19 protein-coding genes and 1 pseudogene are annotated in these 23257 nt (G+C 64.5%); 6 read left to right on the top strand and 14 right to left on the bottom strand.

Annotated elements, in window-relative coordinates:
• Window positions 1–86: 86 nt before the first annotated feature.
• From BLV47_RS09570 to BLV47_RS09555, 5 genes and pseudogenes are all read right to left on the bottom strand, one after another.
• Window positions 87–473: a DUF2946 domain-containing protein gene (locus tag BLV47_RS09570; RefSeq protein WP_092312594.1), complete on the bottom strand. Its 387-nt coding sequence runs from the start codon at window positions 471–473 to the stop codon at window positions 87–89.
• A 701-nt stretch (window positions 474–1174) separates the two neighbouring features.
• Window positions 1175–1354, bottom strand: a pseudogene (locus tag BLV47_RS36115) (hypothetical protein); the annotation flags it as partial.
• A 4-nt stretch (window positions 1355–1358) separates the two neighbouring features.
• Window positions 1359–2270, bottom strand: a complete 912-nt coding sequence (locus BLV47_RS09565; protein ID WP_092312591.1) for a universal stress protein — start codon at window positions 2268–2270, stop codon at window positions 1359–1361.
• Between the two features lie 89 nt (window positions 2271–2359).
• Window positions 2360–3433: an NAD(P)-dependent alcohol dehydrogenase gene (locus BLV47_RS09560; RefSeq protein WP_092312588.1), complete on the bottom strand. Its 1074-nt coding sequence runs from the start codon at window positions 3431–3433 to the stop codon at window positions 2360–2362.
• Between the two features lie 142 nt (window positions 3434–3575).
• Window positions 3576–4709 carry an MFS transporter gene (locus tag BLV47_RS09555; protein ID WP_092312585.1) on the bottom strand — a complete coding sequence of 378 codons (1134 nt, stop codon included), beginning with the start codon at window positions 4707–4709 and terminating at the stop codon, window positions 3576–3578.
• A gap of 97 nt (window positions 4710–4806) precedes the next feature.
• Here BLV47_RS09555 and BLV47_RS09550 point away from each other — a divergent pair, with 97 nt between their 5' ends.
• Window positions 4807–5571: an AraC family transcriptional regulator gene (locus BLV47_RS09550; RefSeq protein ID WP_092312582.1), complete on the top strand. Its 765-nt coding sequence runs from the start codon at window positions 4807–4809 to the stop codon at window positions 5569–5571.
• Window positions 5572–5761: 190 nt separating this feature from the next.
• Here BLV47_RS09550 and BLV47_RS09545 read toward each other — a convergent pair whose 3' ends face one another.
• The 3 genes from BLV47_RS09545 to BLV47_RS09535 all read right to left on the bottom strand — a co-directional run bounded on the left by BLV47_RS09545 (window position 5762) and on the right by BLV47_RS09535 (window position 9053).
• Entirely contained in the window at window positions 5762–7204 is a 1443-nt protein-coding gene (locus BLV47_RS09545; protein WP_092312579.1) for a mechanosensitive ion channel family protein, read from the bottom strand.
• 200 nt (window positions 7205–7404) lie between these two features.
• Complete coding sequence (gene ycaC / locus BLV47_RS09540; RefSeq protein WP_092312576.1) at window positions 7405–8031, bottom strand: isochorismate family cysteine hydrolase YcaC; 627 nt, start codon at window positions 8029–8031, stop codon at window positions 7405–7407.
• Between the two features lie 146 nt (window positions 8032–8177).
• On the bottom strand, window positions 8178–9053 hold the full coding sequence (locus BLV47_RS09535) for a pirin family protein (protein WP_092312573.1): 876 nt from the start codon (window positions 9051–9053) through the stop codon (window positions 8178–8180).
• A gap of 97 nt (window positions 9054–9150) precedes the next feature.
• Here BLV47_RS09535 and BLV47_RS09530 point away from each other — a divergent pair, with 97 nt between their 5' ends.
• A complete protein-coding gene (locus BLV47_RS09530; protein WP_092312570.1) occupies window positions 9151–10059 on the top strand; it encodes a LysR family transcriptional regulator in 909 nt (302 codons plus the stop codon).
• A 91-nt stretch (window positions 10060–10150) separates the two neighbouring features.
• Here BLV47_RS09530 and BLV47_RS09525 read toward each other — a convergent pair whose 3' ends face one another.
• From BLV47_RS09525 to BLV47_RS36710, 3 genes are all read right to left on the bottom strand, one after another.
• Window positions 10151–10603, bottom strand: coding sequence for an ANTAR domain-containing protein (locus tag BLV47_RS09525; RefSeq protein WP_092312567.1), 453 nt, complete (start codon window positions 10601–10603; stop codon window positions 10151–10153).
• Window positions 10604–10930: 327 nt separating this feature from the next.
• Entirely contained in the window at window positions 10931–11647 is a 717-nt protein-coding gene (locus BLV47_RS09520; RefSeq protein WP_092312564.1) for an MgtC/SapB family protein, read from the bottom strand.
• A 109-nt stretch (window positions 11648–11756) separates the two neighbouring features.
• Entirely contained in the window at window positions 11757–11888 is a 132-nt protein-coding gene (locus BLV47_RS36710) for a hypothetical protein (RefSeq protein ID WP_279626571.1), read from the bottom strand.
• 119 nt (window positions 11889–12007) lie between these two features.
• Between BLV47_RS36710 and istA the strand changes: the two genes are divergently transcribed.
• On the top strand, window positions 12008–13507 hold the full coding sequence (istA, locus tag BLV47_RS09515) for an IS21 family transposase (protein WP_126543471.1): 1500 nt from the start codon (window positions 12008–12010) through the stop codon (window positions 13505–13507).
• A complete protein-coding gene (gene istB / locus BLV47_RS09510; protein ID WP_003117254.1) occupies window positions 13500–14303 on the top strand; it encodes an IS21-like element ISPst3 family helper ATPase IstB in 804 nt (267 codons plus the stop codon). The genes istA and istB overlap by 8 nt, the downstream gene beginning before the upstream one ends.
• Before the next feature lie 183 nt (window positions 14304–14486).
• Here the strand turns inward: istB and mgtA are convergent, their stop codons facing one another.
• The 3 genes from mgtA to BLV47_RS09495 form a co-directional block, all read right to left on the bottom strand.
• On the bottom strand, window positions 14487–17138 hold the full coding sequence (gene mgtA / locus BLV47_RS09505; RefSeq protein WP_425272144.1) for a magnesium-translocating P-type ATPase: 2652 nt from the start codon (window positions 17136–17138) through the stop codon (window positions 14487–14489).
• A gap of 681 nt (window positions 17139–17819) precedes the next feature.
• Window positions 17820–19157, bottom strand: a complete 1338-nt coding sequence (locus BLV47_RS09500; RefSeq protein ID WP_092312561.1) for a lysine N(6)-hydroxylase/L-ornithine N(5)-oxygenase family protein — start codon at window positions 19155–19157, stop codon at window positions 17820–17822.
• A 149-nt stretch (window positions 19158–19306) separates the two neighbouring features.
• Window positions 19307–19786 (bottom strand): sigma-70 family RNA polymerase sigma factor, encoded by a 480-nt coding sequence (locus BLV47_RS09495; protein ID WP_092312558.1) that lies wholly within the window; start codon window positions 19784–19786, stop codon window positions 19307–19309.
• 317 nt (window positions 19787–20103) lie between these two features.
• Between BLV47_RS09495 and BLV47_RS09490 the strand changes: the two genes are divergently transcribed.
• Both BLV47_RS09490 and BLV47_RS09485 read left to right on the top strand, forming a co-directional pair.
• Entirely contained in the window at window positions 20104–21276 is a 1173-nt protein-coding gene (locus tag BLV47_RS09490; RefSeq protein WP_092312555.1) for an efflux RND transporter periplasmic adaptor subunit, read from the top strand.
• The gene (locus tag BLV47_RS09485; protein ID WP_092312552.1) at window positions 21277–23250 is read left to right on the top strand and encodes a MacB family efflux pump subunit; all 1974 of its coding nucleotides are present in this window, start codon (window positions 21277–21279) and stop codon (window positions 23248–23250) included. It begins immediately after the preceding gene.
• Window positions 23251–23257: the final 7 nt, after the last annotated feature.

Here is a 23257-nt window from a genome sequence, read left to right as displayed (position 1 = left end):
CCCCGGCCGCCATCGCCAGCGCGACGGCGGATTCAGGATCGGGAGCAGAAAAAAGGCGCGGCACCCAGGGCCGTCGCCAAGCAGCGCTAGGCGCTCAGAGGGGGAGCTCGAGGATTGAGCGGAGGCCAGGAACAACGCGGCGGCGCCTTGCTGCGCCGCTCGATCTTGAGCCGCGTCCGGCGCCGGTCCAGCAGCAGCCAGGCCAGGCAGAACAACAGCCCCAGGCCCAGGCTCACCGCCGAACACAGGGGACAGACAAAAGCCCCCATGGTGCTGGGGGCGGTCTGGTCGCTGGAGTCGTCACCCAGGGTCGATGCCGATTCGCCCAAGGCGTGACAGAACTGCCCGCCTACACCCGTGATTTCCAGCGCGGCCATCTGTCCATGACCCAGACCGCAGACGAACACGTTGAACAGCACGCAGAAATACAGCGTCCAGGCAATGTGAGGGCGGTGAGTGATGGCAGGGGTCATGGCGGCAAGGTTAACAGTGAAAAAAGCACTGGAAAATCACCAAGGCATGGCGAGCAACATTCAGGGAACCGCCAGCGGTGGGTTGTGGCGAACTTTATAGCCGAGGCCCGAAAGGCGGAGGATCGGACCAGAACTAAAGTGCGGGTGCACACAGATCACGCGCAACGGCGGCCTTGCGGCCGGCCTGCCCCGTAGGAGCTGGCTTGCCAGCGAAGGCGTCAGCCCAGGCGATGCATGCCTTGCGGGCCTCTTCGCCGGCAAGCCGGCTCCTACAGCGAGTGTGTGGCAGTTGGTCCTCCGTAGGAGCTGGCTTGCCAGCGAAGGCGTCAGCCCAGGCGATGCAAGCCTTGCGGACCTCTTCGCCGGCAAGCCGGCTCCTACAGCGAGTGTGTGGCTGTTGGTCCTCCGTAGGAGCTGGCTCGCCAGCGAAGGCGTCAGCCCAGGCGACGCATGCCTTGCGGGCCTCTTCGCCGGCAAGCCGGCTCCTACAGCGAGTGTGTGGCTGTTGGTCCTCCGTAGGAGCTGGCTTGCCAGCGAAGGCGTCAGCCCAGGCGATGCATGCCTTGCGGGCCTCTTCGCCGGCAAGCCGGCTCCTACAGCGAGTGTGTGGCAGTTGGCCCTCCGTAGGAGCTGGCTTGCCAGCGAAGGCGTCGGCCCAGGCGACGCATGCCTTGCGGGCCTCTTCGCCGGCAAGCCGGCTCCTACAACCGGCCGGTCTCCTCCAGCACCGCACGGGCCATCTCCACCGAATGCGCCATGGGCCAGATCAGCCCGCGCTCCAGGCCGCTGCCCTGCTGGGTGATGTCATCGCAGACCTCTTCGGCGCATTTGAGCAGCAGCGCCACATGCACCAATGCCTCTTCGGCGCAGCCACCTCCCCTCTGTTCAGCAAGCTGCGCCGCCTTTCACCGCCAAAATGCTGCCCGGCATCGAGTACAAGGCACGCTCGGTGGTGCTGCCGATCAGCCGGCCAAAACCCGTGCGGTGCACGGTGCCCATGACCACCACGTCCACCAGGTATTCGTCGACGAACTGGGCGATGCCCGGCACCGGCGGGCCCATGATGAAGTGGCGAAATTCCTGGGGCACGTTGTATTCATCGCCCAGGCGTTCGAACTCCTTGTGCAGGGATTCGCGCAGCTCGTCCAGGCAATTGACGCTCCAGGCGGTGGAGGCCACCGGCGCCACGCCGTCGAGCATCGGCATCAGGTCGTAGGCATACAGCAGGTGCAGTTGGGCATCGCATTGCAGGGCCAGGGCGTTGGCGGCCCGGATGATCAGGCCGTTGAGGCCGCTGATCTGGGTGTCGGACTGAGCCGGGTCGACGGCGGCGACGATGCGCCGGGGCAGTTTGTGCGGAGCGTCGTTGACCAGGTGCACCGGCACCGGCGCCTCGCGCAGCAGGTGGCAGTCCAGCGGGGTGACGAAGACCCGCTTGAGGGCCGACTCCAGGGTCACGTCCTTGATCAGCAGGTCGGGCTGGAACTCGTCGATGTAGGCCAGCATGTCCTTGAGCACCTGGGTGCTCCAGATCACCTGGGTGGTGACCTCAACGCCCTGCTCGCGCATCCACTCGGCTTCCACCTGCAACCAGCGCTCATGGCGCTGCAGGTAGGCCTGGCGTTCGCTGTCTTCCAGGTGCTCTTCCCACAGGTAGGTGCGCGCCGGCGGTTCGACGAACACCAGGGCATGCAGCGCGGCGCCACTGGCCTGGGCCAGGGCGGCGGCGCGGCGGGCTGCGGGAGATTGGTGCTGCTGGGGGTCGGCAATCAGCAACAGGCGCTGGTACTGGCTCATGGTGAACCTCCTTGGACGGTAATGAGCAGAGTGTCGAGGCTGACGCGACCGGGCGCCTTGATATGCATCAAGGCCACCCGGTGCGCGGGTCATGGCGTGATGGCGATCTTCATCACGCCGTCGCGCTGGCTGGCGAACAGCTCATAGGCGGCTTCGATGTCATCGAGCTTGAAGCGGTGAGTGACCAGCGGCTTGAGGTCGACCTGGCCGCTGGCGACCACCGCCATCAGCCGGCGCATGCGCTCCTTGCCACCGGGGCACAGGGTGCTGAGGATGCTCAGGTCGCCAAGCCCGGCGGCGTAGGCATCGACGGGGATGCGCAGGTCGCTGGAGTAGACCCCCAGGCTCGACAGCTTGCCCCCCGGACGCAGCACCCGCAGCGCCGATTCGAAGGTGCCCTGGGTGCCCAGGGCCTCGATCGCCACATCAACCCCGCGACCGTCGGTAAGGTCCATGATCTGCTTGACCACGTCGCCCTGCTTGAAGTCCACCACGTGGGTCGCACCCAACCCGCGCGCCACGCTCAGGCGCGCGGCCACGGTGTCGACGCCAATGATGGTGGTGGCGCCCTTGAGCCGGGCCCCGGCCACCGCGCACAGGCCGATGGGCCCCAGGGCGAACACCGCCACGCTGTCGCCGATATTGACCTCGGCGCGCTCGGCCCCGGAGAAACCGGTGGACATGATGTCCGGGCACATCAGCACTGCTTCGTCGCTCAGGCCGTCGGGGATCGGGCACAGGTTGGCCAGGGCGTCCGGCACCCGCACGTATTCGGCCTGGCAACCGTCGATGGTGTTGCCGAACTTCCAGCCGCCGGTGGCACGGAAGCCGTGGCGGGTGTCCGGACCGTCCTGGGAGCCGCAGCCACACAGGCAGGCATAGCTCTGGCCGCTGGGGGTGATGGCCCCGGCGATCACCCGCTGGCCCTCATGGAAACCGCGGACCTGGGAGCCCAGGCGCTCGATCACGCCGACCGGCTCGTGACCGATGGTCAGGCCCTTGGCCACCGGGTATTCACCGCGCAGGATGTGCACGTCGGTGCCGCAGATCGTGGTGGTGGTGATGCGCACCAGGGCGTCCAGCGGGCCGATTTCGGGGATGTCCTTGTCGTCCAGCACGATGCGGTTCTTTTCGACGAAAATCGCTGCTTTCATCTTGGCCATGTTCAAGTCCTCCAGTACCGGGAAAGGTTCTGCGTGGCGGCGCAAATCTTCCGACAGGCTGCGCGGATTGCGCCAACGGAGGCTTGATCATGATCAAGCAATCGGCCATTGACCCGTTCGCGTCCTGCCCTGCCCGACCCTGTCAGCCACGCCCGGCGACGCGCCACAGCACCAGCATCAAGGCCGCGGCACCACATATCGCCAGGCTCGCAGCCAGGGCCTGGGCCCAGGCCACCAGCAGCAGGCCAGCGCCGATCAGCAGGTAGTAAAGCAGTCCGAACCAGGCCCCGGCGCTGCCCAGCCGATCACCGTAGGCGGCCAGCGCCGAACCGAGGATATTCGGTATCGCCAGGCCGAAGCCGAGCACCACGCCGAACATCGGCAACACCAGCCACAGGCTGTGCTGCAAGGCCTGGACCCCGCCCGCGCCCAGCAAAACGCTGAGCGCCGCCACCACCAGCAAGCGCCGCGCGGACCAGCCCCGAGCCAGCAGGCGCCGATTGAGCCAGGCCCCCAGGCCCGCCCCCAGGGCCAGCAGCGCGCCGCTGTAGCCGAACCACTGCACGCCCTGCCCCAGCTCGCGGAACAGGAACGGCCCGAGGCTGTAGTAGCTGAGCAAGGCAATGTTGAACAGCGCCACCAGCAGCGCCGAACGCCAGATGCCCGGGTCGCCGAGCATTTGCCACAGGGTCGCGAACAGGGGCGCCAGGGGCTGGGTCGGCGGGCGGGTTTCCGGCAAGGCCCGGGCGCACCAGCCAAGCAAGGCCAGGGCCAGCAGCAACAAAGCGCCCAGGGCGCCCCGATAACCCCAGGCCTGCACCAGGGCGGAACCACTGAACAGGCCAATGGCCGGGCTCGCCGCCAGCAACATGCCCACCAGGGAAAACACCCGCACCAGCTCGCTGCCGCGAAGCAGGTCGCGCAGCAGGGTCTGGGTCACCACCGAGCCCGCCGCCGCGCCCAGGGCCGCCAGGGCCTGGCACAGCAACAGCGCGCTGAAACTCCGCACCTGCAGCTCCAGCACCAGAGCCAGGGCATACAGCGCCAGCCCCCCCAGCAAGGCCGGGCGCCGGCCCCAGCGATCACTCAGGCGGCCCCACAGCAGCACCCCCGGGGCAAAGCCCAGGACAAACAATGAAAGGCTCTGGGCCGCTTGCCCGGGTGCCACGCCAAAGGCCTGGCCGATATCGCTCAGGGCCGGGCTGTAGAGGGTCTGGGCGATCTGCGGGAACATCAGCAGGGCCAGGGCCAGGGGCAACAGGAAACGGTTATTCATCAGGCAGGGCTCGGCAAAAAAACTGCCGACGATTCTAGGCAGCGACGCCTGGCGTATTATCGCAACCCTGCCAATAACTATCGGAAATGCGTCAACCATGGCCTGGCTAGAACCACAGGCACAGTTCGACCCGGATCGCTTCAGCGCGCCGCTGATCGGCATCGCCGCGACCCTCGGCGATCACGACTCCGGCCTGCACCGGCACCGCCGCGGGCAACTGCTGTACACCCGCCAGGGCTGCACCCGGATCACCCTGGCCGACCGCGTGTGCCTGCTACCGCCGTCGCGGGCGGCGTGGATTCCCGCCGGGGTGACGCACCGTGCACAAATGCAGCAGAGCGTGGATTACCGCTCGCTGTACTTCTGCCCCGAGTTGAGCCCGCAACTGCCCGGGGAGGTGGCGGTGATCGAGGTCAGCCCGCTGCTTCGGGCGGTGCTGGAACCCATGGCCCAGGCCGCCTTCGACTGCGACTGGAGCCAGGGCCGCTACCCGCACCTGCTAGGCCTGTGCATCGAGGAAATCCGCCTGGCCCTGCGCCAGCCGCTGTCGTTGCCCCTGCCCCGGGACAAGCGCCTGCAACCCTTGCTGGCGGACCTGCAGTCACTGCCGCCGCCATTGCACGTGCTGGCCACCCGGGTCGGCGCCAGCAGCCGCACCATCGGCCGAATCTTCCAGCGCGAAACCGGCCTGAGCTATCAGCAATGGCGCCAGCAGTGGCGCCTGATGCGGGCCATCGAGCTGCTCGCCACTGGCCGCAGCATCGGCTACACCGCCTTCGAGCTGGGCTTTGCCAGCGACAGCATTTTCATCGCCTTCTTCAAGGCCATGACCGGCACCACGCCGCGGGCGTATTTGCGCTAGGACCGGGGCGCCTCACTCCGGGGGCGGCTCGATCAGCCTCGGTTGCAAGGGCCATTGGACGATACGACGGCGCGGGCGCCCATGCTTTGCCGGCACCGCGCAAACGCTGAAGCAATCGAAGGCGTTGCGTTCGGCGGTTGTCACGCGGCCTCGGCGGCCCGGCAGCGGATCGCCGAGCGCCGCCAGGGCCTCAGGCGCGGCTGCGCAACCATTGCAGGAAGCCTTTCTTGGCCACCGGCTTGGGGCTCGCCTGGGCCAGGCTCTGCGCGATGTGCCGACGAAAATCCAGAAGGTTCTTCATCGCCTCGTTGATGTCGTGGCGCGCGTCCAGGCAAGGCTTGAGGAACTCATTGTCGATGCGGTACAGGCTGCAGAAGGTCTTGGCGGAAAACTGCGCCACCGTGGCCTGTTCGGCCACCACTCCGGCTTCGCCAATCACTTCGCCCGGGCCCATGCGCCCGGCCTCGAAGGGCTTGCCGTCACGTTGCATGGTCACCGTCACCACGCCGGACTCGATGATGAACAGGTGGTCGCTGACGGCGCCGGTGGCGAGGATGATTTCACCCGCGCGGAAGGTCTGCAGGTGCATGTTCTGGCTGAAGGTGTCCTTTTCTTCCGGGCGCAGGGTGGAAAAGATGCTCGACGCGTCCAGCAGTGCCCGGGGCCGCGACAAGGCCGGCGCCTGGCTGCTCTCGCCCGTGGACAGCAGGCTGATGCCACTGGCCTGCAAATGCCGGAACGCCAGGTCGAACAGCTGGTTACGCACTTCGCGCTTCTGGCCCATGGTGGCGACAAAACCGCTGATCTCGTATTCTGCGCCATCGCTGCCGGAGCTTTTCAAGGCCACGCCGGGGGCCGGGGTGCCGAGCAGGAAACGGCAGCCGAGCATGGCTCGCTCCAGGGCCTCGATGACTTTCTGCGGGCGGGCATGGGGGCTGACCTGGACGCTGATGGATAAACCGTAGATATCGCTGGGGCGGCTGAAGTTGGTGATCTTGGCCTTGGAGGCCAGGGAGTTGGGAATCACCACCATGCTGCCCTGGGAGGTCTGCAGCCGGGTGGCGCGCCAATCGATATCCAGCACCCGCCCCTCGGTGCCGTCGATGGCGATCCAGTCATCGATCTGATAGGGCTTGGTGGTGTTGAGGACAATTCCGGAAAACAGATCGCTGAGGGTGCTCTGCAACGCCAGGCCGACGATGATCGCCAGGGCGCCGGAGGTGGCCAGCACGCCCTTGACCGGCAAGTCCAGGACATAGGCCAGGGCGGCGATGATGGCAATCAGGAAGATCACCGCGCCCATCAGGTCCTGCAACAGCCGCCCGCTATGCCCGACCCGCTGCATCATCAGGGTGCCGAGCAACACCGTCAGGGTCCGGGCGCCGAACAGCCACCAACCGATTTGCAGGCCGGTGGCGGCCAGGTGCAGGGGCACGTCGTCGGGCCAGGGCGCGACCTGCATCGGGTTCATGCTCTGGTTGAACAGCATCAGGCTGTAGAGGGAAAAGATCAGCACCCGCACCGCCAGCTTCCAGTAATCGCCGCGGCTGCCGATCAGGCGCCAGAGCACTACATCCAGCAACAGCAGGAACAGCGCGGCCAACAACGGGTGATCGCTGAACAGGGAAGACATCGGGATACTCCGGCAAGACGGGAACGGCAAGGTCGCACGAATTTGACAGGAGCCAGTATAGGGGGGCGCTTGCGGACGCTGAAGGCCCTGGCCACAAACCTGTCGCCGTTGCCGGTGGCTGCGAAGCGATAGCAGGCACGCAACGCGCACAACGACGCCAAGGCCCCTTCGGGCCTTGGCGCCTGCTGCGGACCGCTCGGTTACTTGCCCTGGGTCAGGGTGTTGTAGCTGGTCATCAGGTTGCGGTAGTCGGGGATGTGGTTGGAGAACAGGGTCGCCAGGCCCTCGACGTCGTTGCGCCAGTCGCGATGCAGCTCGCAGGCCAGGCCGAACCAGGTCATCAGTTGCGCGCCGGCATTGGACATGCGGTTCCAGGCCGAGTCACGGGTCAGGGCATTGAAAGTGCCGGAAGCGTCGGTGACCACAAAGACCTCAAAACCTTCTTCCAGGGCCGAGAGCGCCGGGAATGCCACGCACACCTCGGTCACCACCCCGGCAATGATCAGTTGCTTCTTGCCGGTGGCCTTGATTGCCTTGACGAAGTCTTCGTTGTCCCAGGCATTGATCTGACCAGGGCGGGCAATGTACGGCGCCTCGGGAAACAGCGCCTTGAGCTCCGGCACCAGCGGGCCGTTGGGGCCGGTTTCGAAACTGGTGGTGAGGATGGTCGGCAGCTTGAAGTACTTGGCCAGGTCGGCCAGGGCCAGCACGTTGTTCTTGAAACGATCGGGCTCGATATCGCGGACCAGCGACAGCAGGCCGGCCTGGTGGTCTACCAGCAGAACGGCGGCGTTATCCTTGTCCAGACGCTTGTATGCAGTGGTCATGTGAACTCCTCGCTAATGATCGATGCCGGAAGACCCGGCTTGAATGAAACCCGTGGCACGCCCCACCGGGGTAACGGTGGGCGTCGGGGTGTTGCGCGCAACTGACAAAGCCTAGTTAGCGTTGCCAGCCGCGCCAGCGCAGCCGGTCATTGACCGTTTGCGTCCATCCGGCCGAAGCGTCCGGATTGAAAATCGACGAAGGCCTGATGAATCTCCTCCTCGCTGTTCATCACGAACGGGCCGTGGCCGACGATGGGTTCGTCGATGGGCTCGCCGCTGAGCAACAGCACAATGGCGTCGTTGCCGGCCTCCAGGCTGATCAGGTCGCCGTCGCGCTCCAGCAGCGCCAGTTGTCCTTGCTCCACCCGCTCCCGGCCATTGACCTGCAAGGTGCCGCGCAACACTACCAAGGCCGTGTTACGTCCCGAATGCAGGGGCAGTTCCAGGTGCTTGCCGGCTTGCAGGCGGATGTCCCAGACGTCGATCGGGGTGAAGGTCCGGGCCGGGCCGCGCTGGCCGTCGAACTCGCCAGCGATCAGGCGCAGGCTGCCGGCATTGCCCGGTAGCGGGATCTGCGCAATATCCGCCGCGACGATGGTCTGGTAACCGGGGGCCGCGAGCTTGTCCTTGGCCGGCAGGTTGACCCACAGCTGGACCATTTCCAGGTTGCCGCCACGCCGGGCGAAGTCGGCGGAATGGAACTCTTCGTGGAGGATCCCCGAGGCCGCGGTCATCCACTGCACGTCGCCGGGACCGATCTTGCCGCCGCTGCCGGTGGAGTCGCGGTGTTCCACTTCACCGTCGTAGACGATGGTCACGGTTTCGAAACCGCGATGAGGGTGCTCGCCGACACCACGGCGGGCGCTGGTAGGGCTGAACTGCGCCGGCCCGGCGTGATCCAGCAGCAGGAACGGGCTGATGTGCTGGCCCAGGTTGTCGTAGGAAAACAGGGTGCGAACCGGGAAGCCGTCACCGACCCAATGGGGCCGGGGAGCGGTGTAGATGCCAATGATGTTTTTCATGTCGCCCTCCAGAACTTTCTGATGGGCACACCTTAAAACTCAGACCTTTGCCGCGCTAGACTGCGAAAATCGCCCTTAGCGTTCTATCTGGAGAACGATCTTGGAAGACCTGAACACCCTCTACTACTTCACCCAGGTGGTGGAGCACCGCGGATTCGCCGCCGCCGGACGGGCCCTGGACATGCCCAAGTCCAAGCTCAGCCGGCGGATCGCCCAGTTGGAGGAGCGCCTGGGCGTGCGCCTGATCCAACGCACCAGCCGCCACTGTTCGCTGACCGAAATCGGCCAGGAGTACTACCAGCGCTGCCTGGCCATGCGGGTGGAAGCCGAGGGCGCGGCGGAGGTCATTGAGCGCAACCGCTCCGAACCCCAGGGGCTGGTGCGGGTGGCCTGCCCCACGGCCCTGCTCAATTCCTGGGTCGGGCCGATGCTCACCCGCTTCATGCTCAAGTACCCCCTGGTGGAGCTGTTCATCGAGAGCACCAACCGCCGGGTCGACTTGATCCACGAAGGTTTCGACATTGCCCTGCGGGTGCGTTTCCCGCCCCTGGAAAATACCGACCTGGTGATGAAGGTACTGGGCAACAGCACCCAGTGCCTGGTGGGGCATCCGGATTTTCTCCAGCGTCTGCCGAGCCCGACGACACCGGCCGATCTCAGCGGCCTGCCCAGCCTGCACTGGGGAGCGGCACAACGGGATTACCAATGGCAACTGCTGGGGCCCAACGGCGCCGAGGCGTTGATTCGCCACCGGCCGCGGATGGTCACCGACGATCTGCTGGCGTTGCGGCATGCGGTGCTGGCGGGCATCGGTATCGTCCACCTGCCCAAGGTGGTGGTCCGTGAAGACCTGGACGCCGGACGCCTGCAGGAACTGGTGCCCGGCTGGGCGCCGCGCTGCGGGATCGTGCATGCGATCTTCCCCTCGCGCCGCGGCCTGCTGCCTTCGGTGCGCAGCCTGATCGACTTTCTCGGCGAGGAGTTCAGCCACAGCGACATGGCCTGAACCGACGCCGGCTCCATCGGCGACGCCTTGCCCGCAGCGCAACGTAAAACGGCATCCCTGGGGATGCCGTTTTGCATAGAGCGCGATTCAATCAATTGGCGCTAGCGCGCCAGCCACCGTGCTGCAGTTCCGGCAGCCACTGAATGCCCGACCTGGGGCTCCTGAACACCGGCGGATCGATCTGCTGCATCAGCCGCCGGATCGCCTCGCTGTCCGGCAACTCGGCGCGGCTGGCCTGGATCCGGTGCCGCAGGCTGCTGGGGATGGGTGGAAAGCGCTGGCTGTCATAGATCAGGGCGTGACCGAGCTGGGGATTGTCCAGGCAGAAGTCCAGCAGATCGAAACCGCTGTGGGTCGCCAGGGTGCCGTTGATGATCAGCAGATCAAACGGATCGCAGGAGTACTCCACCAGCGAAAGCAGCTCCTCCAGTGTGTGCACGGGGGCAATGCGGTAGTAATTGAGTTGATTCAAGGTTCGTTCGATCTGCATCCGATGAAAATGTTGATCATCGGCAATGAGTATGCGCAGCGCTCTATTGGACATTTCTGGATCCTGCTTTTGAGACTACGACCGGCGACTGCCGGCCTTTCCTCCTAGATCGGTGGAAGGCTAAGGAAGTGTCGGAGGGTTTTCTCTAGGATTAATCTGAAAACCACACCCAGAATGCGCTTGCCGCCATATTTTTCGGACAAGTCAGCTGTCACACAGATCCGATCGCCATCTCTGAAAAAAGTCGTCCACCACCTTAGATCGCCACCCGTTTTTTTGCAGACGGGCACAGTCTTGTTTTGATGTAAGGCTTTTCCTGGAAACCTGCACACCTCTCTGAGAACCGAGCAAGACCACCCAATCGCCATCAGCGGGCCACGCTCACTCGGTGGTGCTCGGGCTCCAGAACGCCTGCTGCACCAGGGCCGAGGTGGACAGCCGCGCCACCAGCGCATCCAGCTCCTCACCGTCCACCGAGGTGGTGGCCAGGGTCGCCTCGATCTCCACTTCATCGTTGCCAAAAGCGTGCACGTCGACATCGCTGGCCGGGTAGTTGCTGCGTTCCAGCTCGGCTTCCAGCAGGGCGAACACCGCCTTCTGCTTCGAACGCTGGGCAATCACATAGACGATGTTGGTGACCTCGGCGGAGATCACGTCCAGCGGCTGGCGGTTGATGTTGTTGACGATGGGCCGCAGCAGGGTATTGGCGGCCAGCACGAACAGGGTGCCCAACAACGCTTCGAGGATCAGGTCGGCACCGGCGCAGGCACCCACCGCCGCCGAAGCCCAGAGGGTGGCGGCGGTGTTCAGACCGCGGACGTTGCCCTCCTCGCGCATGATCACCCCGGCCCCGAGAAAGCCGATGCCCGACACCACGTAGGCCACCACCCGCACCGCGCCGTCGGCTCCCCCCAGGCGGTTGGCCATGTCGACGAAAATCGCCGCGCCCACCGCCACCAGCACATTGGTGCGCAAGCCCGCAGTGCGCTGGCGGTACTGGCGTTCGAAACCGATCAGGCCACCGAGGATGAAGGCCGCGCTGAGGCTGACCAGGGTGTCGATCAGCGAGTCCAGGTTGATGTTGTGCAGGGCCTGCATGGAAAAGATCCTCTTGGTGACTAGCGGCAAGCTACAAGCAACAAGTTACAAGCAATACGCCGCACACTCGAAACTTGCCGCTTGCCGCTCAAAGCTTGCCACTACTCCGCTATTGCCAGCCGAAGCGGCGCACGTAGAAGCCCTTCACCGCCTGGGTCAGGATCATGTAGGCCAGCAGGATCAACGGCAGGAACACGAAGTACAGCGACGGCAGCGCCTGTAGCTTGAAGTAGTGCGCCAAAGGGTGTTGCCGCTGACCGAAAACTGACCCAGTAGAGGCTGTTCTGCCGATCGAAAACTGACCCAGGTGCTCAACTGCTCCTGCTCAATTTATGAGCAGGAGAACACAGGGTGATCAGTATGGAAATGATGGGCAAAATTCGGCGGATGTATTTCCGCGACAAGCTGTCGTTGCATGAGATAGCCAAGCGCACCGGATTGGCGCGCAACACCATTCGCAAGTGGGTCAGAGCGCCGGAAGCCAAGCAGCCGGTGTACCTGCGCCGGGCCATTTTCAACAAGCTGAGTCCGTTTCACGGCACGCTGGAGCAGGCGCTTAAAGCCGACTCGCTGCGTCCCAAGCAACAACGGCGCAGTGCCAAGGCGCTGCTGGCACAAATCAAAGCCGAGGGTTATGACGGTGGCTACAGCCAGCTCACCGCGTTTGTCCGTGCCTGGCGCGGGGATCAGGGCAAGGCAGCGCACGCCTTTGTGCCGTTGACCTTTGCCCTTGGCGAGGCGTTTCAGTTTGACTGGAGCGAGGAAGGCTTGCTGATCGGCGGCATTTACCGGCGCATGCAGGTGTCGCACCTGAAGCTGTGCGCGAGCCGTGCCTTCTGGCTGGTGGCTTATCCGAGCCAAGGTCACGAGATGCTGTTCGACGCGCATACGCGCTCGTTCAGCGCCTTAGGCGGCGTGCCACGCCGAGGCATTTACGACAACATGAAGACGGCCGTCGACAAGGTCAACAAGGGCAAAGGCCGCACGGTGAATGCGCGCTTCGCGGTGATGTGCGCGCACTACCTGTTCGATCCGGATTTCTGCAACGTTGCCTCAGGTTGGGAAAAGGGCATCGTCGAAAAGAACGTGCAGGACAGTCGCAGGCGTATCTGGCTGGACGCCCAAGACCGTCAATTCCACTCCTTCGAGGAACTCAATGCCTGGCTCGGGCAGCGCTGCCGCGCACTCTGGAGCGAGCTTCCGCACCCGCAATACAGCGGGCTGAGCGTGGCTGAGGTGTTGGAGTTGGAGCGGGCCGAAATGATGCCCATGCCCGCGCCCTTCGACGGTTACGTCGAGCGTGCGGCGCGGGTTTCCAGCACCTGCCTGGTCAGCATGGGACGAAACCGCTACTCGGTACCCTGTGAGTACGCCGGCAAGTGGCTCAGTTGCCGCCTGTATCCGACGCGGATCGAGGTGGTAGCTGATGACGTATTGATTGCCAGCCACGCGCGCTTGCTGGATCGCGACCAGGTCAACTATGACTGGCAGCACTACATCCCGCTGATCGAGCGCAAGCCGGGCGCACTGCGCAATGGCGCTCCTTTTGCGGATCTACCAACACCACTGCGGCAACTCAAACACGGCCTGACACGTCATGCCGGCGGTGACCGGATCATGGCGCAAGTCCTGGCTGCCGTACCCGTCGCCGGACTCGATGCCGTATTGGTGGCCGTTGAACTGGTACTCGAAGCCGGCACCCTGAGCGCCGAACACGTCTTGAATGTCGTGGCGCGGCTGACAGCGACCGAGCCACCGCCCTCCGTCGAGACTCACTTGCAGCTCAAGGAAGCGCCTGTCGCGAACACGGCGCGCTACGACCGTTTACGCGGCAGCGTCGAGGAGATCCGTCATGCGTGATCTCATGGCAGAACTCAAAGAGCTGCGCCTGCACGGCATGGCCAATGCTTGGGCGGACTTGACGGCGCAGGGTGAGTCGGCCCTAGCCTCCTCGAAATGGTTGCTCGAACACCTGCTGCAACAGGAGCATGCGGATCGCGCCATGCGCTCGGTGAGCCATCAAATGAACATGGCCAAGCTGCCCATGCACCGTGACCTGGCTGGCTTCGACTTCAGCGCCTCCAGCGCCGACGCACGGCTGATCAGGGAACTGGCCAGCCTGGCCTTCACCGACACGGCACAGAACGTGGTACTCATCGGCGGGCCGGGCACCGGCAAGACCCACCTGGCCACCGCGCTAGCCGTGTCCGGCATCACTCTGCACGGCAAGCGCGTGCGCTTCTACTCCACGGTTGACCTGGTCAATCTGCTGGAGCGCGAGAAGCATGACGGTAAAGCCGGGCGCATCGCCCAAGCACTGCTGCGCATGGACTTGGTCATCCTCGATGAGCTGGGTTACTTGCCATTCAGTCAGGCTGGCGGTGCTCTGCTTTTTCACCTGCTGTCCAAGCTGTACGAGCACACCAGCGTCGTGATCACGACCAACCTGAGCTTCGCAGAATGGTCGCGCGTGCTCGGCGACGCCAAGATGACCACCGCCCTGCTGGATCGGCTTACGCACCACTGCCACATCGTCGAAACGGGCAACGAGTCCTACCGCCTGCAACACAGCAGCTTGGCGGCTCAGGCAAAGATCAAATCACGGGAGCGAAAACGCAAGGACGATCAGAAGCCGGTGGACGACGAACCGTTTTGATTTTAGGGAAAGGATGGCCTGCTGCATGACGACATGTGGCAGGTCTTCAGTCGCCACTTGGGGCGATCGAAAGGAAGGGATTTTAAAGCAGCTGCGCTGATAGACTTATCCACAGTTGCTGATATAGAAATCAGCAATCCGCCCTGGGTCAAATTTCAATCGGCAGGGTGGGTCAATTTTCCATCAGCACCAACACGCCAAAGGGCCCATCGGCAGGAAAATCCCCACCGCCATGATGATCCCGGTCATCACCAGCAACGGCGTGGCCGCGCGGCTCTGCAGGAACGGAATCTTCGGCGTGCGGATCATGTGCACGATCAGGGTCTGGGTCAGCAGCCCCACCACGAACCAGCCGGACTGGAACAGGGTCTGGTGGTCCGGGGTGTTGGCGTCGAACACGTACCACATCAAGGCAAAGGTGGTGATGTCGAAGATCGAGCTGATCGGCCCGAAGAACACCATGAAGCGCCCGACATCCGCCGGCTGCCAGCGCTGGGGTTGCTTGAGCATGTCCTCGTCGACGTTGTCGAAAGGGATGGCGATCTGCGAAATGTCATAGAGCAGGTTCTGTACCAGCAGGTGCATGGGCAGCATCGGCAGGAACGGGATGAAGGCGCTGGCCACCAGTACCGAGAACACGTTGCCGAAGTTCGAGCTGGCGGTCATCTTGATGTACTTGAGCATGTTGGCGAAGGTGCGGCGCCCTTCCAGCACGCCCTCTTCCAGTACCATCAGGCTCTTTTCCAGCAGGATGATGTCCGCCGCTTCCTTGGCGATGTCCACCGCGCTGTCCACCGAAATGCCGATGTCGGCGGTGCGCAGCGCCGGCGCGTCGTTGATCCCGTCGCCCATGAAGCCCACCACGTGGCCGTTGGCCTTGAGCAGGCGGACAATCCGCTCCTTGTGGGTCGGGGTCAGCTTGGCGAAGACGTTGGTGGTTTCCACCGCCTTGGCCAGTTGCTCGTCGCTCATGCGCTCGATGTCGTTGCCCATCAGCAGGCCCTGCTGCTCCAGGCCCACTTCGCGGCAGATCTTGGCCGTCACCAGCTCGTTGTCGCCGGTCAGCACCTTGACCGCCACGCCATGCTCGGCCAGGGCCTTGAGGGCCGGCGCGGTGCTTTCCTTGGGCGGATCGAGGAACGCCACGTAGCCGATCAGGGTCAGCTCGCGCTCGTCCGCCAGGCTGTAGGTGTCGCGCCCTTCGAGCATTGGCCGGGCCGCCACCGCCACCACCCGCAGGCCCTCCTCGTTGAGGTCGGCGGTGACCTGGCGAATCCGCGCCAGCAGGCTGTCGGTCAAGGCTTCCTCAGCCTCGCCATGACGCACGTTGCGGCATACCGCCAGCACTTCTTCCACCGCCCCCTTGCAGATCAGCAGGTGCGGCCGATCCTGTTCCGCCACCACCACCGACATGCGCCGCCGGGTGAAGTCGAAGGGAATTTCATCGACCTTCTGGAACGCCGTCGCCACCTTGAGTTCGCGGTGCACCTCGACGTGCTCCAGCACCGCCACGTCCAGCAGGTTCTTCAGCCCGGTCTGGTAGTAGCTGTTGAGGTAGGCCATTTCCAGCACGTCGTCGGAGTCCTCGCCCCAGACGTCCACGTGCCGCGAGAGGAAGATCTTGTCCTGGGTCAGGGTGCCGGTCTTGTCGGTGCACAGCACGTCCATGGCACCGAAGTTCTGGATCGCGTCCAGGCGCTTGACGATGACCTTCTTGCGCGAGAGGAACACCGCGCCCTTGGCCAGGGTCGAGGTGACGATCATCGGCAGCATTTCCGGGGTCAGGCCGACGGCGATCGACAGCGCGAACAGCAGCGCCTCCATCCAGTCGCCCTTGGTGAAGCCGTTGATGAACAGCACCAGCGGCGCCATGACGAACATGAAGCGGATCAGCAGCCAGCTGACCTTGTTGACCCCGTTCTGGAACGAAGTCGGGGCGCGGTCGGTGGCGCTGACCCGCAGGGCCAGGGCACCGAAATAGGTGCTGTTGCCGGTGGTCAGGATCACCGCGGTGGCCGAGCCCGAGACTACGTTGGTGCCCATGAACAGGATGTTGTCCAGATCCAGGGGGTTGCTGGTGTCGGCGTCCTGCTGGCGCGGGAACTTCTCCACCGGCATGGATTCACCGGTCATCGCCGCCTGGCTGACGAACAGGTCCTTGGCGCTGAGCACCCGGCAGTCGGCAGGAATCATGTCGCCGGCCGAGAGCACGATCAGGTCGCCGGGCACCAGTTGCTTGATCGGCAATTCGATGCGCTGGGCACCCGTGGCCTCGGCAGCGGCCCCCAGCAAACGCCCGAGCATCGGCGCCGCCTGGGGCGCCGAGCCGGGACGCATCACCGTGGCGGTGTTGCTGACCATGGCCTTGAGGGCATCGGCGGCCTTGTTCGACTTGGCCTCCTGCCAGAAACGCAGCAGGGTCGAGAGCACCACCATGGAGAAAATCACCGTGGCCGCCTTCATGTCCTCGGTCAGCCAGGAGATCACCGCCAGCAGGGTCAGCAGCAGGTTGAAGGGGTTCTTGTAGCAGTGCCACAGGTGGGTCCACCAGGGCAGCGCCTGCTCGTGCTCCACCTCGTTGAGGCCATAGCGCTCACGCTGGGCTTCGGCCTCCTCGGTGCTCAGGCCATCGGTGTGGCTGCCAAGCTGGTCCAGCAGTTGCGCGGCGTCGCTGTTGGCCGCGGCCACCAGGGTCTGCCCCAGGGTCGGCGGCACCTCGCGGCTGACGCTGGCGTCGCGGATACTGTCGAGCAGCGCCAGGCGGCGAAAATGCCGGGAAAAGTGCCGGGTACGGAGAAATCCGGCGAAAAATTCTTTCAACAGGCTGAGCTTCATGGTGATGACTCCTGCACAGACGTCCGGCCAGCGGCACGGGGGCGTCAGTGATGCAACTGAACAGTCAGGGTAGTAGGCAAAGGCACGGGACAGGGCTCACGCCCGGGGCAATCGCACCGAGAGTGAAGGACGATGTTGCTGGCGATGTTGACGCTGGCTGATGTAACCCATGACGGCTCCCCCGCAAGGACGACACAGGACAACCACAGGCAGGTACGGCCGGACCTGGCGGAGCGCTTCGAGCACCCACGCACAGCTGGCCCGCAGGTCGCAGGACCCACGCGTCGATGCCACCACCCTGCGGCGCAAGGCCGGGCCGGGGGCAAAACAGAGTCATCAGGAAGGGACGTCGGGAAGCGAGCCACAAAGGGACCGCAATCGGGATGCCGCTTCTCGCTGTACGGCGAGACAGCGGCAGGAAAAAGGCTGCGCGCTATCTTGCCGGGACTGCGCCGGCACTCAAGACCGGCCGACTCCTGTCACTCGAACAAGTACCCACACTGGGCCTCCAATGGTTGAAAACGCGCGCAGCTTACGCCGCGCCCTATGCAGAGTAAACCGGGGAAAAACCCTGGCTCGGGGAATTGAAAAGTTCTTCAGCCAAGGTTCAGGAACAGGCAGAAAATGACGTTTTTGTGACCGCGGCCGCCACTGCCGCAACGCGGCGGCAGTGGCGCGCCATCAGCTGGCGGTAGCCAGCAGCATGTCCCGTAGCGAACGGCTGTGGCCGCGGCTCTTGCCGTGTTCGTACAGCGAGTCGGCGATCTCCTGGGCACGGATCGGCAGCACCGACAGCAGGGTATCGCTCAGGCCGTGGCTGGCCTGGCTGAAGCCCTGCATATAGATGCCGGCCTGGCAGCGTTCGTCGGTGATCAGTCGATAGTTGCGGTCCACTTCGAAGTCGCCCAGGTATTCCTGCAGCGGTGCCAGCAGTTGGCGATGCATCTGCCGCTCGTAGCCGGTCGCCAGGACCACGGCATCGTAATGCCGCACTTCGCGCTCGCCGGTGGCGTTGTTGCGCAGGATCAGCTCGATGCCCAGGTCCGTGGCCGTGGCCTTCTCCACCGTGGTCATGGTGCGCAAGCTGTGGCGCGCAACGCCGGAGACTTTCTGCCGGTAGAAAATGCCGTAGATGCGCTCGATCAGGTCGATGTCCACCACCGAGTAATTGGTGTTGTGGTACTCGTTGACCAGACGCTCGCGCTCGTCGCGAGTCTGCTGGAATACCAGGTCGGTGAAGGCCGGGGCGAACACTTCGTTGACGAACGGACTGTCATCTGCCGGCTTGAGGGCCGAGCCACGCATGATGATGTCGGCCTGCGCCGAGGGAAAACTGTCATTGAGGTCGATGAAGGCTTCCGCCGCGCTCTGCCCGCCGCCAATGATCGCGATGCTCATCGGCTGGCCATTGACACAGGGCTGGCTGGCCATGCGCTGCAGATACTGGGAATGGTGGAACACCCGCGCGTCGTCCTTGAGCCCCTTGAAGGTTTCTGGAACCCGCGCCGTGCCGCCAGCGCTGACCACTACCGAACGACTGGTGCGCACCAGCTCGGCGCCCTGGGCATCCCGGGAGATCACCCGCAACGCCTCGACCTGCTGGTTGTGCAACACCGGCTCGATGGCCAGCACCTCTTCACCGTAGCGGCTGTGCTCCTGGAAGTGGCCGGCGACCCAGCGCAGGTAGTCGTTGAACTCCATGCGGCACGGATAGAAGGTGCCCAGGTTGATGAAGTCCACCAGGCGCCCGTGATGCTTGAGGTAGTTGACGAAGGAATAGGGGCTGGTGGGATTGCGCAGGGTCACCAGGTCCTTGAGGAAGGAAATCTGCAGTTCGCTCTGGGTCACCAGGGTGTTGCCATGCCAGCGATAGTCCGCCTGCTTGTCGAGAAACAGCGCATCCAGCGGACCGTGCTCCTGCCCGCGCTCTTCCAGCGCAATGGCCAGCGCCAGGTTCGAGGGGCCGAAACCGATACCGATCAAATCATGAACGTGGGCCGATGCAATTGCCTGTGTCATTTCCAGTGTCCTCTGGATAAACCGCCTCAACGCGGGAGATAAAGTGTCACGGTGACCCGACTGGCCCATGCAGGACAGCGGATCGTCTGTTGAGTAGGGACGAGGACAATGAAAAAAAATTTAACTAAATGCGTCTCAGCGGCAACGCCTCAATGGCCATCCCACTGCCGCAACCGCACCCGGCAATGCTTCATGGCATTGACGATGTGCTTCTCCACCAGACTGCGGGAAATCCCCAACTGCTCGGCGATCTGCGGATGGGACAAGCCTTCGAGCTTGCGCAACAGAAAACTCTCGCGACACAGCCGCGGCAGTTCCGCCAGGGCTCGCTGCAGCATCTCCAGGCGCTGGCCGTGGTCGAGGCTGGTCTGCGGTGAAGGGTTGAAATAGCGCTCCTCGTTGTCCAGCACTTCCAGGGGCTCGGACTGGCGCAGGGCATTGCGCCGATGGCCGTCGATCACCAGGTTCAGCGCCGTGCGATAGAGAAACGCCCGCGGCTGCTCGATGGGCGTATCGCTGGAGCGCTCCAGGACCCGCACATAAGCGTCGTGCACCACGTCCTCGGCCACCTGGCGATTGCCCAGCTTGGCGTTGAGGAAGCACATCAGCTCGCGATAGTAGTTTTCCAACTGGGCTCCCGACCGCCCACGGGGGCGATTCTGTCCTTGAACAAGGCCGGCAATGGCCACTTGCACCCGGGCATGGGTGATGGCTGTTTAGCGGCAGCGTAATTTATAGTAATTCTCATATAGATTTAAAGTGGCGCGCGCCACAGCGGTTCATTTATCAGCCTGGCATCAGCTGTAACTCCATGTGTCGGCAGTTAAATTCACCCTGTGGCCGCTCGTTTACCTGACAGCTCCCCGTCTTCGCCGTTCCCGCGGTGGTCGCCAGCCCCGCGGCCGGCTGCTGTGACGGGCCGATTCCCCCCTGGCCGGAACCCTGCATGAAACGTCCCCGACATACCCGGCGCGCCCTGCTGGCAGCGCTGTGCTTGATTCCCGTTGTCGCCATCAGCGCCTGGAGCTTCATTCCCCCCGGACGCGACCAGCTCGCCACGGTGCAAGTCAGCCGGGGCGACATAGAGAGCAGCGTCACCGCCCTGGGCACCCTGCAACCGCGGCGCTATGTGGATGTCGGCGCCCAGGCCTCCGGGCAGATCCGCAAGATCCACGTCGAAGCCGGCGACACGGTCAAGGAAGGCCAGTTGCTGGTGGAGATCGACCCCGCCACCCAGCAGGCCAAGCTCGACGCCAGCCGTTTTTCCATCGAGAACCTGCAGGCGCAGTTGCAGGAGCAATACGCGCAGAACCAGTTGGCCCGACAGAAATACCAGCGCCAGCAGCATCTCAACGCCGGTGGCGCCACCCGCGAAGAAGACGTGCAGACCGCCCAGGCCGAACTCAAGGCCACCCAGGCGCGGATCGACATGTACAAGGCGCAGATCCGCCAGGCCCAGGCCAGCCTGCGCAGCGACCAAGCCGAGCTGGGCTATACGCGCATCTACGCACCGATGTCCGGCACCGTGGTGGCGGTGGACGCCCGCGAAGGCCAGACCCTCAACGCCCAGCAGCAGACGCCGCTGATCCTGCGCATCGCCAAGCTCTCGCCGATGACCGTCTGGGCCGAAGTCTCGGAGGCCGACATCGGCCACGTCAAACCCGGCATGCAGGCCTACTTCACCACCTTGAGCGGCGGCAACCGGCGCTGGACCAGCACCGTGCGCCAGATCCTGCCGATCCCGCCCAAGCCGCTCAACGAAACCAGCCAGGGCGGTGGCAGCCCCGCCAGCACCAGCAAGAGCGGCAGCGGCCGGGTGGTGCTGTACACCGTGCTGCTGGACGTGGACAACGCCGACAACGCGCTGATGGCGGAAATGACCACCCAAGTGTTCTTCGTCGCCAGCCAGGCAAAAAATGTCCTCACCGCGCCCATCGCCGCCCTGCAGGGCAGCAGCGAGCCGGACCGGCAGATTGCCCGGGTGGTGGCCAAGAACGGCTCGATCGACGAGCGCAAGGTCCGGGTCGGCATCAGCGACCGCCTGCGCATCCAGGTCCTGGATGGCTTGAACGAGGGCGAGCACCTGCTGATCGGCCCGGCCAACAGCAGCGGGGGTTGAATGCAAACGCCGCTGATCGACCTCAGAGACATCCGCAAATCCTACGGTGGCGGCGACAGCCCGCAAGTCGACGTGCTGCGCGGCATCGACCTGTCGATCCACGCCGGGGAATTCGTCGCCATCGTCGGCGCCTCGGGCTCCGGCAAATCGACCCTGATGAACATCCTCGGCTGCCTGGACCGCCCCACCTCCGGCGAGTACCGGTTCGCCGGCGAGAACGTCGCCCAGCTCGACAGCGACGAACTGGCCTGGCTGCGCCGCGAAGCCTTTGGCTTCGTGTTCCAGGGCTACCACCTGATCCCCTCGGCCTCAGCCCAGGAAAACGTCGAGATGCCGGCCATCTATGCCGGCACCCCGGGCGCCGCACGCCACACCCGCGCCGCCGCCCTGCTGCAGCGCCTGGGCCTGGCCAGCCGCAGCGGCAACCGCCCGCATCAATTGTCCGGCGGCCAGCAGCAACGGGTGTCCATCGCCCGCGCACTGATGAACGGTGGGCACATCATCCTCGCCGACGAACCCACCGGCGCCCTGGACAGCCACAGTGGCGCCGAAGTCATGACCCTGCTGGACGAACTGGCCAGCCAGGGTCACGTGGTGATCCTCATCACCCACGACCGCGAAGTGGCGGCCCGGGCCAAGCGCATCATCGAAATCCGCGACGGCGAAATCATCAGCGACACCGCCCAGCAGGACCCGTCGGTACAGACCAGCACCAACCCCGGCGCCCTGCAAGCGGTGGACCTGCGCCAGCGCCTGGCCGACGGCGGCGACGCCAGCGGCGCCTGGAAAGGCGAACTGCTGGATGCGGTGCAGGCCGCCTGGCGCGTGATGTGGATCAACCGCTTCCGCACCGCCCTGACCCTGCTGGGGATCGTCATCGGCGTAGCCTCGGTGGTGGTGATGCTGGCCGTGGGTGAAGGCAGCAAGCGCCAGGTGATGGCGCAGATGGGAGCGTTCGGGTCGAACATCATTTACCTCAGTGGCCGCACCCCCAACCCCCGCGCGCCCCTGGGCGTCATCACCCTGGATGACGTGGCCGCCCTGGCCACCCTGCCCCAGGTCAAGCGCATCATGGCGGTCAATGGCGCCGAAGCCGGGGTGCGCTTCGGCAACGTCGACCACATGAGCTATGTGGGCGGCAACGACACCAACTTCCCGCACATCTTCAACTGGCCGGTGGTCGAAGGCAGCTATTTCAGTGAAGCGGACGAGCATGCCGGCGCGGCCGTCGCAGTGATCGGCAAGAAGGTCCGGGAAAAGCTGCTCAAGGACGTGGCCAACCCTATCGGCCAATACATCCTGATCGAGAACGTGCCCTTCCAGGTGGTCGGGGTACTGGCCGGCAAGGGTGCGCCCTCCGGGGACCAGGACAGCGACGACCGTATCGCCATACCCTACTCCGCCGCCAGCACCCGCCTGTTCGGCAGTCGCAACCCGGAATACGTGGCGATTGCCGCCGCCGATGCGCGCAAGGTCAAGGAGGCCGAACAAGCCATCAACGAGCTGATGCTGCGCCTGCACCACGGCAAGCACGATTTCGAACTGACCAACAACGCTGCGATGATCCAGGCCGAGGCCCGCACCCAGAACACCCTGTCATTGATGCTTGGCGCGATTGCCGCGATCTCACTGCTGGTGGGCGGCATCGGGGTGATGAACATCATGCTCATGACCGTGCGCGAACGCACCCGGGAGATCGGTATCCGCATGGCCACTGGCGCTCGCCAGCGCGACATCCTGCGCCAGTTCCTCACCGAGGCGGTGATGCTCTCGGTGGTCGGCGGCCTGACCGGCATCGCCCTGGCCCTGCTGATCGGTGGCGTACTGATCCTCAGTGAAGTGGCGGTTGCCTTCTCCCTGATCGCCGTTCTCGGGGCCTTCGGCTGCGCCCTGGTCACCGGCGTCATCTTCGGCTTCATGCCGGCCCGCAAAGCTGCCCGGCTCGACCCGGTCACGGCCCTTACCAGTGAATGATCGATCG

Origin of the sequence: Pseudomonas saponiphila, from assembly GCF_900105185.1 — a bacterium.
Taxonomy (GTDB): Bacteria; Pseudomonadota; Gammaproteobacteria; order Pseudomonadales; family Pseudomonadaceae; genus Aquipseudomonas; species Aquipseudomonas saponiphila.
The sequence above is the reverse complement of the archived record's forward strand: the minus strand, read 5'-3'. Positions and strand labels throughout refer to the sequence as shown.